General features: G+C 63.1%; 18 protein-coding genes. 10 read left to right on the top strand and 8 right to left on the bottom strand.

All coding sequences use genetic code 11. From position 1 onward, the window contains the following. Positions 1 to 70: 70 nt before the first annotated feature. Complete coding sequence (locus NKI01_RS03910; protein ID WP_023721319.1) at positions 71 to 535, bottom strand: L,D-transpeptidase; 465 nt, start codon at positions 533 to 535, stop codon at positions 71 to 73. 603 nt (positions 536 to 1,138) lie between these two features. Here NKI01_RS03910 and NKI01_RS03905 point away from each other — a divergent pair. Continuing rightward, the gene (locus NKI01_RS03905) at positions 1,139 to 1,306 is read left to right on the top strand and encodes a hypothetical protein (RefSeq protein WP_352641299.1); all 168 of its coding nucleotides are present in this window, start codon (positions 1,139 to 1,141) and stop codon (positions 1,304 to 1,306) included. Between the two features lie 78 nt (positions 1,307 to 1,384). On the opposite strand, the gene NKI01_RS03900 is transcribed toward NKI01_RS03905, so the two are convergent. After that, positions 1,385 to 2,071, bottom strand: a complete 687-nt coding sequence (locus tag NKI01_RS03900) for a winged helix-turn-helix domain-containing protein (RefSeq protein WP_352588153.1) — start codon at positions 2,069 to 2,071, stop codon at positions 1,385 to 1,387. A gap of 46 nt (positions 2,072 to 2,117) precedes the next feature. On the opposite strand from NKI01_RS03900, the gene NKI01_RS03895 reads away from it, so the two are divergent. Together NKI01_RS03895 and NKI01_RS03890 are read left to right on the top strand one after the other, a co-directional pair. Beyond that, a complete protein-coding gene (locus NKI01_RS03895) occupies positions 2,118 to 2,897 on the top strand; it encodes a response regulator (protein WP_352788054.1) in 780 nt (259 codons plus the stop codon). Positions 2,898 to 2,936: 39 nt separating this feature from the next. Beyond that, on the top strand, positions 2,937 to 5,024 hold the full coding sequence (locus tag NKI01_RS03890; protein WP_031194628.1) for a PAS domain S-box protein: 2,088 nt from the start codon (positions 2,937 to 2,939) through the stop codon (positions 5,022 to 5,024). Positions 5,025 to 5,117: 93 nt separating this feature from the next. Here NKI01_RS03890 and NKI01_RS03885 read toward each other — a convergent pair whose 3' ends face one another. Beyond that, the gene (locus NKI01_RS03885; protein WP_352480982.1) at positions 5,118 to 5,522 is read right to left on the bottom strand and encodes a hypothetical protein; all 405 of its coding nucleotides are present in this window, start codon (positions 5,520 to 5,522) and stop codon (positions 5,118 to 5,120) included. Between the two features lie 420 nt (positions 5,523 to 5,942). Here NKI01_RS03885 and NKI01_RS03880 point away from each other — a divergent pair, with 420 nt between their 5' ends. Further along, positions 5,943 to 7,145 (top strand): aromatic ring-hydroxylating oxygenase subunit alpha, encoded by a 1,203-nt coding sequence (locus NKI01_RS03880; RefSeq protein ID WP_352480981.1) that lies wholly within the window; start codon positions 5,943 to 5,945, stop codon positions 7,143 to 7,145. 31 nt (positions 7,146 to 7,176) lie between these two features. Here NKI01_RS03880 and NKI01_RS03875 read toward each other — a convergent pair whose 3' ends face one another. The 3 genes from NKI01_RS03875 to NKI01_RS03865 form a co-directional block, all read right to left on the bottom strand. Further along, positions 7,177 to 7,929, bottom strand: coding sequence for a DUF429 domain-containing protein (locus NKI01_RS03875; protein ID WP_502899420.1), 753 nt, complete (start codon positions 7,927 to 7,929; stop codon positions 7,177 to 7,179). A 107-nt stretch (positions 7,930 to 8,036) separates the two neighbouring features. Next, positions 8,037 to 8,921: a pyridoxal kinase PdxY gene (pdxY, locus tag NKI01_RS03870; protein ID WP_352961929.1), complete on the bottom strand. Its 885-nt coding sequence runs from the start codon at positions 8,919 to 8,921 to the stop codon at positions 8,037 to 8,039. 11 nt (positions 8,922 to 8,932) lie between these two features. After that, positions 8,933 to 9,184: a hypothetical protein gene (locus NKI01_RS03865; RefSeq protein ID WP_023721310.1), complete on the bottom strand. Its 252-nt coding sequence runs from the start codon at positions 9,182 to 9,184 to the stop codon at positions 8,933 to 8,935. A 162-nt stretch (positions 9,185 to 9,346) separates the two neighbouring features. Between NKI01_RS03865 and NKI01_RS03860 the strand changes: the two genes are divergently transcribed. The 6 genes from NKI01_RS03860 to ppa all read left to right on the top strand — a co-directional run bounded on the left by NKI01_RS03860 (position 9,347) and on the right by ppa (position 13,694). Continuing rightward, positions 9,347 to 9,985 (top strand): LemA family protein, encoded by a 639-nt coding sequence (locus tag NKI01_RS03860; RefSeq protein ID WP_023721309.1) that lies wholly within the window; start codon positions 9,347 to 9,349, stop codon positions 9,983 to 9,985. 85 nt (positions 9,986 to 10,070) lie between these two features. Then, the gene (locus tag NKI01_RS03855; protein WP_502895830.1) at positions 10,071 to 10,880 is read left to right on the top strand and encodes a TPM domain-containing protein; all 810 of its coding nucleotides are present in this window, start codon (positions 10,071 to 10,073) and stop codon (positions 10,878 to 10,880) included. A gap of 52 nt (positions 10,881 to 10,932) precedes the next feature. Further along, on the top strand, positions 10,933 to 11,775 hold the full coding sequence (locus NKI01_RS03850) for a TPM domain-containing protein (RefSeq protein ID WP_352481111.1): 843 nt from the start codon (positions 10,933 to 10,935) through the stop codon (positions 11,773 to 11,775). 10 nt (positions 11,776 to 11,785) lie between these two features. Continuing rightward, positions 11,786 to 12,424 (top strand): TPM domain-containing protein, encoded by a 639-nt coding sequence (locus NKI01_RS03845; RefSeq protein WP_352480980.1) that lies wholly within the window; start codon positions 11,786 to 11,788, stop codon positions 12,422 to 12,424. Between the two features lie 117 nt (positions 12,425 to 12,541). Beyond that, complete coding sequence (locus NKI01_RS03840) at positions 12,542 to 13,048, top strand: GNAT family N-acetyltransferase (RefSeq protein WP_023678138.1); 507 nt, start codon at positions 12,542 to 12,544, stop codon at positions 13,046 to 13,048. A 115-nt stretch (positions 13,049 to 13,163) separates the two neighbouring features. Beyond that, entirely contained in the window at positions 13,164 to 13,694 is a 531-nt protein-coding gene (ppa, locus tag NKI01_RS03835; protein WP_023721304.1) for an inorganic diphosphatase, read from the top strand. Positions 13,695 to 13,711: 17 nt separating this feature from the next. Here the strand turns inward: ppa and NKI01_RS03830 are convergent, their stop codons facing one another. After that, on the bottom strand, positions 13,712 to 14,302 hold the full coding sequence (locus NKI01_RS03830; protein WP_352908555.1) for a hypothetical protein: 591 nt from the start codon (positions 14,300 to 14,302) through the stop codon (positions 13,712 to 13,714). Positions 14,303 to 14,399: 97 nt separating this feature from the next. Further along, entirely contained in the window at positions 14,400 to 15,005 is a 606-nt protein-coding gene (locus NKI01_RS03825; RefSeq protein WP_352480978.1) for a TetR/AcrR family transcriptional regulator, read from the bottom strand. Positions 15,006 to 15,061: the final 56 nt, after the last annotated feature.

Here is a 15,061-nt window from a genome sequence, read left to right as displayed (position 1 = left end):
ATTGTACTAACATTGCACAATAAAGAAGGCCGGATTTCCGGCCTTTCTTGGGAGCTACGAAAAGCATCGCTCATTTGACGATGACGATGCTGGTGTTGGCCGGGCCGAAGACCTCGACGAGCTGATAGAAATCGGCGGCGTTGTCCGGATGCAGACGCACGCAGCCATGCGAGGCCGGCTGGCCGAGGCGCTTGATGGCGCTTGTCGCATGTACGGCGTAGCCGCCGCTGAAGAACACCGAATGCGGCATCGGGGCGTTGTCGTATTTCTTCGAATACCACATTTCATGCATGCGGGTCGGCTTGAACGAACCGGTCGGCGTGACGTGCGTCCTGTCGCCGGTCGAGACTTTCCAGGCGAATGTCGGCCGGCCGTCGACCAGGATTTCCATGGTCTGCTGCGATAGCGACACACGCGCGACGATCTTGTTGGCGGCGGCGTGGGCTGCGCTGTTGCCGGCACTGACAAGCAAGGCAGCACCGGTGATGACGGCGGCGGCGATGTTGATGAGCTTGGCGGAAATGGCGGTGTACATGATGTCTCCCCTATTCTGCCGGTCGGGGCCGGCTCAATTCGATGACCGGCTTATCGGGGCGTCATGTTTCGAGCCGATTTCGCTAGATGCTCGTTTGTGTTTCGATTCTGTTTCCCCCGGGTTAACAGAAAACGCCGTGCAAAGCGGCTTACAGCTGTTGGACGTCGTCATGACAGCGGCGGCGTGTTTGCCTAAGCGGATCAGCCAAACCGCGGCACGAATACGCGATTGTCTTTCGTTTGAGAGGAATTCCACCTGACTCCGAAACCGAGCTGCAACAAAGCGCGGCCTCGGCGGCATGATCCGGATACAGCGAACGGGCAAAGTTGACGTAACGAAAACAGCGGGCAACGAACGATCGGAAGCCAACACTGTTTTCGCTACGGTCTGGATTGTCTGGACAGTTTCCAGCCTGCGCGTCGACCGGCTCAAGCCCCTCTGGCGGGGGCGGCTTAGAGCCGTTGAGGATGCGCGGCGCCTCCGGCAACTTGCAGCCGAGAGGACCGAAGGCCCGCGCCGCAACGGGGGGCTCCGCTGGCGGCGCGGGCGCTTCGGGGGTTCCCCTGAAGCGCCCGTAAATCCCAATTTTGAGGAAAGAACAGGATGAAAACGAAATTCGCCGCTTCCGTGCTTTCTGCCCTGCTCTACGTGCAGGGCCTGCTCGGCATTGCCGGCCTCGCAACCGTGCTGCTGAAGGAACGTGCGCATGCCGGCGAGGTCAGCACGAACAGTGACATGCCGTCAGGCCCGTCGCTTCTCGTGGCGCGCTGAGGAAAGAGCATCGGACCCAAAAGCGGGAACCGGTTTTAGGAAAATCCGATACTCAAAAAAGGGGTGGCTGTCCTGCATTCAATCGGCGAATTGCGTTGGCGGATCGAACCGGTAACCCGCACCCCGTATGGTGGTGATGGTTTCGGTGTCGAGCTTGCGGCGCAGCCGCACGATGCGCGAATCGATCGACCGGTCGAAGGCTTCGGCATTTTCGGCGGGCGCGGCGGCGATGATGTCGTCACGCGTCAGCACCTTGCGCGGGCTGGCCAGGAACAGCCTGAGCAGCGCCACCTGCCCGGCGGACAGCTGTTCTTCCGTGCCCGAGCGGTGCATGACGATGGCCGACCGGAGATCGACGGTCGCGTTCTCCAGCACGATCAATTCCCCGGCGCTCCTGCCGCGCCGAGCCAGCAGGCCGCCAACGCGGGCGGCAAGCTCCCTGACATTGAGCGGGCTTTCGACGACGTCGGCGGCGCCGAGCTCGAGCGCCAGCACCTTGTCGACCAGATCGGCCGGGCGGCAGATCAGGATGAAATCCGGTCCACCTTCGCCGCCATGTCGCCTGAGCAGGTCGCGCCCCTCCGCCTGGCTGACGCTGTCGCCGACAACCACGACATCGATACCCTTTTCAGAAAGCAGCGATTCGGCTTCCCACGGCTGTCGCGCGGCGCGGACGTCATGACCGCGTCGCTTGAGATGATCGGCGAGATCGGTCGCAATTACTTCAGCGACGGAAACAAGCGCGATGACGGATCGTGCAGCCATGTTTTTCTACCCCGCATACGGCAACCCAAGAAGAGTGCTGGACATCATGTTTATACCCAATCTACTTTCCGCTGAAAGCGGGAGCGAACGCATCGTGCGGGCACGAATTGTCATTGTCGAGGACGAGCCCGACCTGAGGGACGCGGTCGCCGAGTATCTCGGCGCCAGCGGCTATGATGTGGCCACGGCCGAAAGTGCGGTGGCGGCGCGCGACCTGTTGGAAGCCCAGTCCTTCCATCTGGCCATTCTCGACATCGCCATGCCGGGCGAGGACGGCCTGTCGCTCGGCCGCTGGATGCGGTCGAAAATGCCGATCGGCATCATCTATGCGACGGCCGCCGGTACCGCGCTCGACCGCATCGTCGGACTGGAGCTCGGCGCTGACGACTACATCGTCAAGCCTTACGAGTTGCGCGAAGTGCTGGCCAGGGTGCGCAGCGTGCTGCGCCGCGTTCCGGAGCCGACCGAACCACAAAAAGCCAAGGCTGAAACATCCGGTGGCCGCCGGTCCGTGAGCTTCGGCGCCTTTCACGCCGACCTCGACGGCAGGCTCGTCACCGGCGCCAACGGTGCGGTCATCGACATGGCCAAGAGCGAGTTCGACGTGCTGGAGGTGTTCCTTACCCGCGCCAACCGGCTGTTGACGCGGGCGGCGATCTCCGAGGCGATCGGTTTCGTCGAGGACGCGGAATCGTCCCGCGCCGTCGACATCCGCATCATGCGGCTGAGAAAGAAGATCGAGGCGGATCCGGCCAATCCGAAATTCCTGCGCACGGTGCGCGGCGAAGGCTATATCTTCTCGCTGCCAGCCGGCGAAAATAACTGAGGCCTGGCGGCTTGAGCAAGCCACTGCCAGGAAATGACCATGACGGCTGAAACAGCACGCGCGGACTCGCAGGGCGCCAGGCAGGGCGCGGCGATGGCGGCCGTGCATGTGGTTCGCCGGCTGCGCGAAGCCGGCGACTGGCAGCGCGAGATGGAGGGTATCCTCCAAACGCTTTGCGAAGCCATGGATTGTCACCGCGGCATCCTGTTTCGCCTGCGCGAACTGCCCGGCCAGGGCTTCGCCCAGTCGGTCGCCGCTTATTGGATCGCCCCCCGGTTTGGCGGCGAGCTGGCGTCACCGACCGTCATCATGCAGTCGGTCGTCGATTCGGACCCATTGCTGGAACAGCTGGCGGAGGACGAGCGCCAAGGCAAGATATTCGCCGGGCACACACGCGATCTCGAAGGCTTTCTGCGGACCGATTTCGAAAAGCAGAACATCAAGTCATTCCTGTCGGTGTCGGTCTTTTCGCACGGCAATTTGTGGGGCACGCTGGCGGTCAACGACTGCGTCAACGAACGCGAATGGACCGACCAGGAAGAGGCGGCGCTGCACATGGTGGCACTCGCCATTGGCGACGCCATCGAACGGTCGCCCTCCGACGCGCATGCCAGTGACGTCATTCGCCGCACCATGCTGCAGGCCTCGCTCGACGCCATCATCGTCATCGACGAGACCGGCTCGATCATCGAATTCAATCCGGCGGCCGAGAAGATGTTCGGCTATCGACGCAGCGATATCCTCGGCAAGGACCTGCTCGACACGGTCGTGCCGGAATATTACCGCAAAGGCTATGCGTCGGGCGCCGAATACATGTCGGGCCGCGGCGCGCCGATGGTCGGCCAGCGGCTCGAAACGGTCACCCAGAATGCCGCCGGCGAGGTTTTTCCGATCGAGCTGACGGCGACCGAGATGCGGGTCGCCGATCGCCATCTGATCTTCGGCTCCATCCGCGACCTGCGCGACAGATTGCGCGCTGAGGAGGAAATCAACCGTCAGCGCGAAAAACTGCACCAGAACGAGAAGATGGCGGCGATGGGCTCGCTGCTTGCGGGGGTTTCGCACGAGCTCAACAACCCGCTGGCCGTGGTCGTCGCCCAGTCGACGCTGCTGCATGAATTCGCCGCCGATCCGCAGACCAAAGTACGCGCCGAAAAGGTGCGCGCCGCTGCCGAGCGCTGCGGCCGTATCGTCAAAAGCTTCCTGTCGATGGTCCGCCTGCACCCGACGGCGCAGGCCGAGACCGACCTCAACCAGGTGATCCGCGCGGCACTCGAAGTGACCGCCTATGGCGCGCGATCAAGCGGCATCATCATCGACACCGATTTCGCCGGCGGCCCGCTGCTGGCCATGGCCGATGCCGACCACGTGACGCAGGTAGCCGCCAACTTCCTCATCAACAGCCAGCATGCCTTGGCCGGCATTGCCGGCGACCGGCGGATCAAGGTCCGGACGTTTCGCAGCGACCGCGGCAATCCCGGATTCTCGGTCGAGGACAACGGGCCAGGCGTGCCGGAAGCGATACGCTCACGCATATTCGAATCCTATTTCACCACCAAGCCAGTCGGCGTCGGTACCGGTATCGGCCTGTCGATTTCCAAATCGATCATCGAGCGGCACAATGGCAATATCTGGTTCGAGGAGGTTTCGCCGAGAGGCGTGCGTTTTGTCGTGCAGTTGCCGGCGATCGCTGCCGGCGCGGTCGCCGCCGGCGACAGTCCGTCGCGGTCGAGCGGCTTGCGTCACGCGCTGATCATAGACGATGAGCCGGATGTCGCGGCGTCGCTGTCCGACATTCTGGAGTTGATGGGCATCAAGTCGCGGATCGTGCCGGCCTGGGTCTCGGCCGCCGCGACCCTGAGCGGCCACATGCCGCCGGACATCGTGTTTTCCGATTTGCGCATGCCCGGCACCAGCGGCATAGCCGCCTATCGCGAGCTGCTTGCCGAAATGCCGGATCTGGCGCGGCGTTTCGTGCTTGTCACCGGCGATCTGATCGGCGCAAAAGGCGAAATCGAGGCGCTGCCGGCGCCGCAGCGGCCGCCAATCCTCGAAAAGCCGTTCAGCACGCTGGATGTGCGCGGCGTGCTCTCGGCCATTGCCGAGCAGGTCGCTTTGGGCGGCTAGACTCCCAGAGAGACAAAAAGGAAAGAAAAAAGGCTCCCAGCCGACATTGCGGCGGGAGCCTGACTGGAGTGCTGGAGGGCGCTCGCGAAAAGATCAAAAAACGTTCGGCGTATCGGCCAGCGGGGCGGCGTTGGCGATCATGCGGACGGGCCGTGCCTTGCCCGACTGGGCAGCGATGGCGCGCAGGCAGTCCAGGCTCTCGGCGCCCCAGGCCTGACCCTTGCAGGCAAAATCGATGTCCGGGATCGGCAGGCGCGCCGTCTTGGTCGTGGTCGTCGCGCCGTCGATGAGGTTGACCGGCGGGTTCAGCGAGGCGAAGGCCGGACCGACGGTCGGCGTGAACGCCATGCCGGCAAACGCGGCAGCGGCAAGCAGCAGGAACATCGCCATCGGGTGATCGCTGGCGCGCTGGCGCAGCGCCAGCTTCGGGCGCCGGTCGTTGCGCTGCGGACCCTGCAGGCGATGGTCGTTGTCGGTGATCTGGGTTTTCGTAGGCATCGTCGTTTCCTTCGGTGTTCTTCTTTTCCCTGTTGAAACGAACTTAACCGCACCTTGTAACGGGCCAACGATGATGGATTAACGATTGTGTAACCGGCATGAAACCAGGCCCGCGGCCATTCCGGGGGCAAACCGACGATGCGTAGCTGGCCGCACCGGTGACATTCAGCGCTCGTTTTCCGCTATCCACGGCACCGGATCCACGTCGACTTTTCCGGTCCACGGAGGGCTGGGCGCTCAACAAGCGTAAGGGGATTAACGCCCGGAATTCCCGGGATTTTCCCGGCTTCGATCGTTCGAGCTCGGCTCTCAATTGCCGATCGGTTTCGCGTCGGGAATTCGTCCTATTCTCGCAAGCTATTGCATTTCAACAGAAAATATGCTTGTATTGAACGGCCATTCAATAAATAAGAGCCTTTTATGAACCCGCATCTGCGTGACGTGGCAATCCCCAACGATTGGGATCGGCGGGGCCTGCCGGGCTGGAGCTATCATTCCGACGCCTTGCTCGAACTCGAGAAAGAGCACGTCTTCCGCAATCACTGGCAGATCGCCGGCCATGTCTGCGACCTGCCGAACGCCGGCGACTATCTGACGATGGATGTGGTCGGCGAGCGGGCGCTGATCGTGCGCGGCAAGGATGGCGTGGTGCGCGCCTTCAACAATATGTGCCGCCACCGCGGCAGTCGCGTCGTTGCCGATAGCCAAGGCACTTGCAAGAATGCGCTGGTCTGCCCCTTTCATGGCTGGGTCTACAATCTCGACGGCACGTTGCGCGGCGCTGCCCGCCCGCGGTCCTTCCCCGACCTCGACAAGACCGAATTCGGCCTGATGCCGCTCGAGCTCGAAATCTGGATGGGCTTCATCTTCATCCGCTTCCGCAAGGGTGGCCCGCAGCCATCCGTGGCCGAGCTGTTGAAGCCGATCGAAGCCGAGATTGCCCATTACGGCGTCGCCGAGATGGTGCCGTCCTGGGGCATCTGGACCCAAAAGACGCCGGTCAACTGGAAGTCGGTGCGCGACGTCGACAATGAAGGCTACCACGTCGCCATGGCGCATCCGGCGCTGCAGGATCTTTATGGCGCGACCTACTTCGACGAGCCGTTCGTCAACGGCGTGTCGCGCTCGTTCGCCACTTACAACCCGCATGCCGGACGGCGCTGGAGCGTCGCGCAATACATCAAGCTCGCACCCGAGGCGAAGCAACTGCCGGAGCACCTGCGCAAGGCCTGGATCTATTACGGCATCTTCCCGAACAACGCGCTGTCGATCATGCCGGAGTCGGTGCAGTTCTATCAGGAGTTCCCGCTGTCGACGGGTGAGACGCTGCTGCGCGGCGCCATCTACCGCTATCGCGACGAGAGCAGGGAGCAGGCGGCTGCCCGCTACCTATCCTACCGCATCGACCGCGACACGCTGGCCGAAGATGTACAGCTTTCGATATGGTCCAACGAATCCATGCTGTCAGAAGCCTTCGGAGGTTTTTACCTCTCCGATCTCGAATATGGCGTGCGCACCCACCACGACCATTTGCGCAAGCAAATTCCCGTGCTCGGATTGGAGACCGCGCCCGAGGAGAAGGATATGTGGGCGCTCAACGAGGCGCTCAGATCACGCTCCTGACGCATGCCACCTAAAACGTTAGCCCTGGTCCTCAAGACCAGATGGCGACGGGAATGCCGAAACGATCGGCGAGCGGCGGATCCGGAAACGGCATTGCCTCGCCTCTGGCGATGCGGCCGGCAATCAGCATCATCGCCGCGGCATCGAGGAAATCGTCGGTGGCCGCGCCGCGCGGCGGCCTCTGGTCGAGAAAACGCTGGCCATAACCATGCCGGGCAAGCAGCGCCTTGCGTTCGGCCATGCCGGCCGGATTGATGTTGCCCTTGATCTTCTTCGGCAGACGCATCGCCCGGTCGCCGTTCAGTCTGCAGAAGGCAACTTCCGGATGCGATTCGAAGACGCGGCTGCGCAGTTCGGGCCGCGCGATCAGCAGCGAATCGATCTCACGGATCTTGGCAAAGATGCCGAAGGCCTGGATCGAGACACCGCGCGGCGGATCTGAGGTCGTCTTGGCCACGTCACTTGCCCTGCGATGTGCCGCGTACCAGGCTTCGACCGTGGTGAAGGCTTCGATCTCCGCATAGAGCGCGGCGCGGGAGGGGATGGCAAAGACACTGGATTGCCGGGCGCCAAGAAATGGCCGCACCAGCGCCTCCGGACCGCGACCGCCTCTTTGCGAGAAATCGGGCAGGCCGATCGGCATATCGACCGCTACGATTGCATTGACGGGTAGCTGGTCGAGCAACGCCGCGAAGCTTGGGAAAACGGCTGTCGACGGTGCGGCACCGGAATCGCGGCGGACGGCTATCCAGCCGGTCTTGCAACCGTCGACGCCGACAAGCACAACATCCCTAGGCGCAACATCCTCGGGCACAACATCCCCAGGCACAACATGGTCGGGCGCAGCACCCTTGGGCGCATCATCCTGGGGCACGGCGTCTTCGGCCTGCGTCACGCCCGGCGATCCCGTCCCGGATGCAGGAGATGGCGAAGCTGCACCATCGCCATCGGGTGCGACAGGCTCTGGGCATCGGTCTCGAGCTGCAATTCGTCGCCGCCGCGCTTGGCGGTGCGCGCCAGGATCTCGTAGACCGCTGCCGTGGTCGATTGCAGCGCCTTGGCGGCCGTTTGGCCGGACAGGATGCGCGCCAGGTAGACGGCCGCCGTCAGGTCGCCGAGCCCATTCGGAGGCTTGTCGATTAGCCGGTGTTCGGCAAGCAGCGCCTCTCTGCCGTTGAGCAGCAAATTGCCGATGCCGCCGGCCATCATCGCCGGTGCCGAAGTGACCAGCATGGCCGGTGGGCCGGCTTGCAGGGCAGCAGCCATTGTCGATTTCAGGTCGGGCAGCGGCGCTCCGGCCATCCATTCCAGCTCGTAGCGGTTGGGCGTGGCGATATCGGCGATCGGCATCAGCCGGTCGCGCATGGCGATTGCGGTCTGCTCAGGTACGTAGAGGCCGCCCGAATCGCCCATCACCGGGTCGCAGATATAGAGGGCGTCCGGCGTCTTCGCCTTGACGGCGCCGACCAGCGAAGCGACGGCTTCGGCCTGGCCAGCCTCGCCGAGATAGCCGGACAGCACGGCGCCGACCTCGCCCAGCCACGGCGCGCGCTCGAGGTCGGTCATCAGCGCCTTGAACTGGTCCAGCGGCGGCACGATGCGGGTGGCCCGGCCGTGCCCCGGATGCCAGGGCAGAATGACGGTCGGCACCGCCCAAACCGGAAACCCCAGCGTCTCCAGCGCAAACACGGCGGCACGGTTGCCGACCGAGCCACGTGCGACATGGCTGGAGACGACGATGACCGCGCGCGGCGCGTCGGCTTTTTCGGCGCTCATTGATCTTTGTCCTAACCGCCCCTGGTGATGAAAAGCACGAGCCAGATCAACAGGCCGATGGCAATAAGCAAGCCTGCCGCCCGACCAATACGGGTGCCCCAATATTCGATCGGGTCCGATCGGTCGGCATCGGCCGCTGTGACGTGGTCGCGCGCGCCTCTGGCGGTTCGTGCGAGGAACGAGGTGCCGCCCGGGTCGGTCTCGCGCGCCACCCGTTCGATGATGCGGCGCGATTCCGCGTCGCTGTCGTGGCGTTTCGCCATGGTGATATCCCGTTTCATCCCGAGCTTAACCCGTTCGCCTCGTCTGTCACAGGGCCTGACGGCGAATGGTAGAAACCAGTAACGCTTCTCGGCCGAAGTCATTTTCTTGCGCAAGGATTGTGCTAATGCTTCGCGTGCCAATGCTATCGAGGGGACCTTATCATGCTTGTCCAGCGCCTTGCTTTACCGCCAATCTTCCGTAATTTAGCTGCGTTCCTGGTGATGGCCGTCATGCTGCCGCTGCTTGCCGGCTGCGGCTACAACACCATCCCGACGGCTGAGGAAAACGCCAAGGCCGCATGGAGCGAGGTGTTGAATCAATACCAGCGCCGCGCCGATCTCATCCCCAATCTGGTCAACACGGTCAAGGGCTATGCCGCGCACGAGAAGGACACGCTCGATGCCGTGGTCGAAGCGCGCGCCAAGGCGACGCAGGTGACCGTGACGCCGGAAACGCTGAACAATCCGGAAGCCTTCAAGAAATTCCAGGACAGCCAGGCCGGCCTGACCAGCGCGCTGTCGCGCCTGCTGGCGGTGGTGGAGAACTATCCCGATCTCAAGGCCAACCAGAACTTTCTGGCGCTGCAAGCACAACTCGAAGGCACCGAGAACCGCATCACGGTCGCCCGCCGCGACTATATCCAGGCGGTGAGAGAGTACAATCTGACGCTGAGGACCTTCCCGTCGGTGATCTGGGCGACCTTGTGGTTCCGCGGCAACCAGCCGTTTGCGAATTTCACCATCGAGGAGGACAAGATGCAGCCGCCGAAGGTCGATTTCGGCACGCAGCAGGGCGGGTGAACGGCGCTTAGCGGGTCTGTTCCCGTTGGCCTTGTACTCCGTCCCACCCCCCTCTGTCCTGCCGGCCATCTCCCCACAGAGGGGGGTGGGAAGAAATGCCGGCCGGATTTTTTTTGGCTTCGTTCTAAGCTTTCTCCTCCTCCCTCTCACCGTTCTCGCGGCCGAATTGCCGGCGCTGACCGGACGGGTCGTCGACAATGCCGGCATCATCGATGCCGCGACCAAGGCGGCGCTGACGCAGAAGCTTGCCGATTTCGAGACCAAGGGTTCGGACCAGATCGTCGTTGCGACCATTCCCAGCCTCGACGGCGAGGAGATCGAGCCTTACGCCAACCGGTTGTTTCGCGCCTGGAAACTCGGCCAGGCGAAGGAGAACAACGGCGTGCTTTTGCTGGTGGCGCCGAACGACCGCAAGATGCGCATCGAGGTCGGCTATGGGCTTGAAGGCACGCTGACTGACCTGCACACCAAGTTGATCATCGAAAATGACATGGTGCCGGCCTTCCGTGCCGGCGATTTCTCCGGCGGCATCAGCAAGGCCCTCGACGACATGATCATGGTGCTGGAAGGCAATCCCGAAGAGCTGGAAGCGCGCGGCGAACGCAACCAGCAGCCGCCGTTCAACAGCGACGATCTGTTCTTCACCATCTTCATAGCCATCTGGGCAATCATCTTTTTCGGCGGCCTCGCAGCCTCCATCCTGCCGCCGATCTTCGGCCAGAAGATCGGTCCCGGCCGCTATCGCTGGCTGGGCATGACCTTCGAGCCGAGCCGGCGGTCGTCCGGCGGCTGGTCGGGAGGTTCCGGCGGGGGATGGTCGTCGGGTTCAAGCGGTGGCGGGTTTTCCGGCGGCGGCGGTTCGTCCGGCGGCGGCGGCTCCTCGGGAAGCTGGTGACGAGATGACAAGACACGCCGTCAGCCCGGTGGAATCCGGCCGTTTCATCAAAATGACCGGCACCGCGCTGTTGGCCATAGCGGTGCTGCTGTTCGGCTTCGCGGCCTTCGCCGCCGAATTGCCGGCGCTGACCGGACGGGTCGTCGACAATGCCGGCATCATCGATGCCGCGACCGAGGTGGCGCTGACGCAGAAGCTTGCCGATTTCGAGACCAAGGGGTCCGACCAGATCGTCGTCGCGACCATTCCCAGCCTCGACGGCGAGGAGATCGAGCCTTACGCCAACCGGTTGTTTCGCGCCTGGAAACTCGGCCAGGCGAAGGAGAACAACGGCGTCCTGCTTCTGGTGGCGCCGAACGACCGCAAGATGCGCATCGAGGTCGGCTATGGGCTTGAAGGCACGCTGACCGACCTGCACACCAAGTTGATTATCGAAAACGACATGGTGCCGGCCTTCCGTGCCGGCGATTTCTCAGGCGGCATCAGCAAGGCCGTCGACGACATGATCATGGTGCTGGAAGGCAATCCCGAAGAGCTGGAAGCGCGCGGCAAGCGCAATCCGGCGAATGACAATCCTGTCGATCCCATCTTCATGCTGTTCATCATCCTGTGGGCGACGATGTTCTTCGGCGGCTTGGCAATGGCGTTCCTGCCGCCGATCTTCGGCACGAAACTGTCGCCGGGCGTGTACAAGTGGCTGGGCATGACGTTCCGCTACGGCCGCGGGCCAGGTTCGTCACCCTCCGGTGGCGGTGCCTGGACGTCGGGGACCTCGTCCGGCAGTGGCTGGTCGTCGGGAAGTTCAGGCAGTGGTTGGTCGTCAGGAAGTTCCGGCGGCGGGTTTTCCGGCGGCGGCGGTTCGTCCGGCGGCGGCGGTTCTTCAGGAAGCTGGTGAGACATCAATCATGGCAACACGACCGATCAGCCCCGAGGATCATGAGCGCATCGCCGATGCGATTCGCGCTGCCGAATCAAAGACCGACGGCGAGATCTACTGCGTCGTGGCGCATGCAAGCGACGGCTATTTCTTCCCGGCCGCCTTCATGGCGATGCTCGGCATGCTCGTCGTCAGCCTCGCCGTCGGTTACGGGCTGGAAGCCTGGTGGCTGTCGATCCGCTTGCCGCATTTCGTCATAGCCGAGCTTCTGGCGCTTGCCAGTGTGCTCATCCTGTTGTGGGCATTGCCCGCATTGCGCATCCATTTGGTGCCGAGGCGGCTGCGCTACCAGGCCGCCCACGCCAATGCGATGAAGCAGTTCCTCGCCCGCAACGTCCACCGCACCGCGGCGCGCACCGGCGTGCTGGTGTTCGTCTCGATCGCCGAGCGCTATGCTGAAGTGGTCGCCGACAGCGGCATCGATTCTCGTGTCGGCCAGCATGTCTGGGACGGTGTCGTCCGCGACCTTACGGCGCATGCCGGCGACGATCGGATTGCCGACGGCTTCGTCAGGGCGGTCGAAGCGGTCGGTGCGGTACTGGCCGAGCATTTTCCGATGTCGACCGGCGACAGCAACGAACTGGACGACCATCTGGTCGAGATTTGATCTCGCTAAAGGCGGTTTTGCAGCGTCTCAAGGACGCACCGTTCGGCTGTGCGAAAGCATCGCAGTGGCTGACCGGACTCTTGCAATCGGGCGCCGCGGGTTTATGGTTAACCAATCATGAATACGCTGAGCATCGACATCAGGAAAGCCGAGCCGCGCGATGCAGCCGCCATTGCCGACGTGCATCTCGAGGCCTGGCGCGGCGCCTATTCGGGCATCATCCCACACCGCACTCTGACATCGATGATCAACCGCCGCGGTGCCGACTGGTGGGCGAATGCCATTCGCCGCGCCGCCACCGTCCTGGTCGTCGAAATCGGCGGCAAAATTGCCGGCTACGCGACGATCGGCAAGAACCGTGCCCGCGAACTCAGGCAGCAGGGCGAGATCTACGAGCTTTACCTGCGGCCGGAATATCAAGGCATCGGGCTCGGCAGCCGGCTGTTCTCGGCGGCACGGGCACGGTTGGCCGACCATGGCTTGAAGGGCATGGTGGTGTGGGCGCTGGAAGACAATCAGAACGCACTTGCCTTCTATGCCGGCGCCGGCGGTCGCGATGTGGCCGAGGGCGTCGAGATATTCGAGCAGAAGGCGCTGAAGAAGGTCGCTTTCGTCTGGGAATGACGGCCAGCGCATGATCCGACCGGTTTCGGTTCGGACGATCCCCCAGTACCATTCGCCGCATTGCACCATTCGCCGTCGCCCGCTATCGATCTTCAATCGAGAGAGGGATAAAGCGATGCGTATCGAAGCGATTGCCAGCGGAAAGAACCCGCCCGAGGACGTCAACGTCATTATCGAGGTGCCGATCGGCGGTGAGCCGATCAAGTACGAGATGGACAAGGAGGCCGGCACGCTGTTCGTCGACCGCTTCCTGCACACGTCGATGCGCTATCCCGGCAATTACGGTTTCGTACCGCACACGCTGTCGGGCGACGGCGACCCGATCGACGTGCTGGTCTGCAACACACGCGCGCTGGTGCCGGGCTGCGTCATCAATGTGCGGCCGATCGGCGTGCTGGTGATGGAGGACAATGCCGGCCAGGACGAGAAGGTCATCGCGGTTCCTTCGCCCAAGCTGACCTTGCGCTATGAGGACGTTCACGAATACACGCAGCTGCCTGATATCACCCGCCAGCAGGTGCAGCATTTTTTCGAGCACTACAAGGATCTCGAACCCGGCAAATGGGTCAAGATCGAGGGCTGGTACGATGCCGCCTATGCCAAGAAGATGATCGTCGAGGCAATCGAGCGGGCCAAGCGCAAGTAATTGACGGGCGCAAATAGTCAGTTATCGACGCGGCCGAAATCGGGCGTGTTGCCCAGCATCACACGCTTGTCCTTGCCGCAGGCGAAGGTGCGTGCCTTCTCGTCGGCAAGCTTACGCGCCTGATCGTTGGCGGCGGGATTGCCGGTGGCGAGCACAAGAGCGATCGTGCAGCCTTCGTGGGCGCCAGGCTGGGCAACCTTGGCGACGATCAGCACTTCCGTCGACTTGTTCTCGCCCTCGCTACCGCTGATCGAGCGACGATGGATGACTGCGATAGGAACGGCCATATCGCCCTTGGTTTCGATACGCCACTCGACTTTGGGTCCAGCCGAGTTGAGGCCGGAAAAGCTTTCCCAGACCGTGGTCATGTCGCCAGGTGGAAACCCGTAGAACAGCGATTCCCGCGCATCGTCGTAAGAAACCATCACCGGGTAGCCGCCATAGCCCGAACAGGCGAGGTCGGCCCAGTCGCCGTCGCCTTCCTCCGCCTGGGCATAAGTCACGCAGTCCTTCTCCCAGACGAGATCGGTATAGACGCTGGATATGTCGCCAGCCCGGGCCGCCTGGCAGAAACCGGCGAGGGCAAGCGGGATCAAAAGAGCGCGCATGGCGGACAACTCCGTTCGGGCTGCCGCAGCGTACCGTCAAATTCAGCAGCAGCCTAGACGAAGTCAGGCTGCTCACAGTGACCTGGTAAACGGAACGCTATTTCCTCAAGCTTGCCTCGATCAGAAGATCGGCGTTGCGGGCCACCGACTGCGCCGGTCCGCCGGCACCGAACAACTGGCCGCTGATATAGGCTCCCTCGATCAGGAGCAGCAGCCCGTCACCCAGCGTGTCGGCGTCGCCGGCGCCCATCGCCGCCGCCATAGCACGCAGGCGCCGGCGCAATTCCTGCTTGTTGGCCTCGCTCACGACGCGGGCCGGATGGCCGTGTTCGGGATATTCGACCGCGGCATTGGTCATGCCGCAGCCGCGATAGTCGGGCCTTTGCGTGCGCTTGCCGACACGCGTCAGGAAGGCGACGATCTGCGCGCGCGGATCGCCGGGATGGGCATTCACCGCCTCGTCGAAGCGCTCCCAGAATTCGAGGTCATAGTGCCGAAGATAGGATGCGGCCAACTCATCCTTGGACGGAAAGCTGCGGTAGAGGCTTGGCTTGGTGACGCCGGCACGCCGTACGATCTCGTCGACGCCGATCGCCCTGATGCCTTGCCGGTAGAACAGGTCGCGCGCCACCTGGAGAATCCGTTCGGCGGCGCGAGGCAGCGGTGCGCCATTCTCCTTGATCGTTGGTTCAATGCTTTTCATGTCTGGTTTGCCGATTGCCTGGTTGACAATGTTACCGGTCGGTACGTATGTTCCGC

This window comes from Mesorhizobium sp. M0815 (assembly GCF_040319995.1).
In the GTDB taxonomy this organism is placed as follows: Bacteria; Pseudomonadota; Alphaproteobacteria; order Rhizobiales; family Rhizobiaceae; genus Mesorhizobium.
Note: the sequence above shows the minus strand (reverse complement) of the source record. Positions and strands in the feature narration are given on the sequence as shown.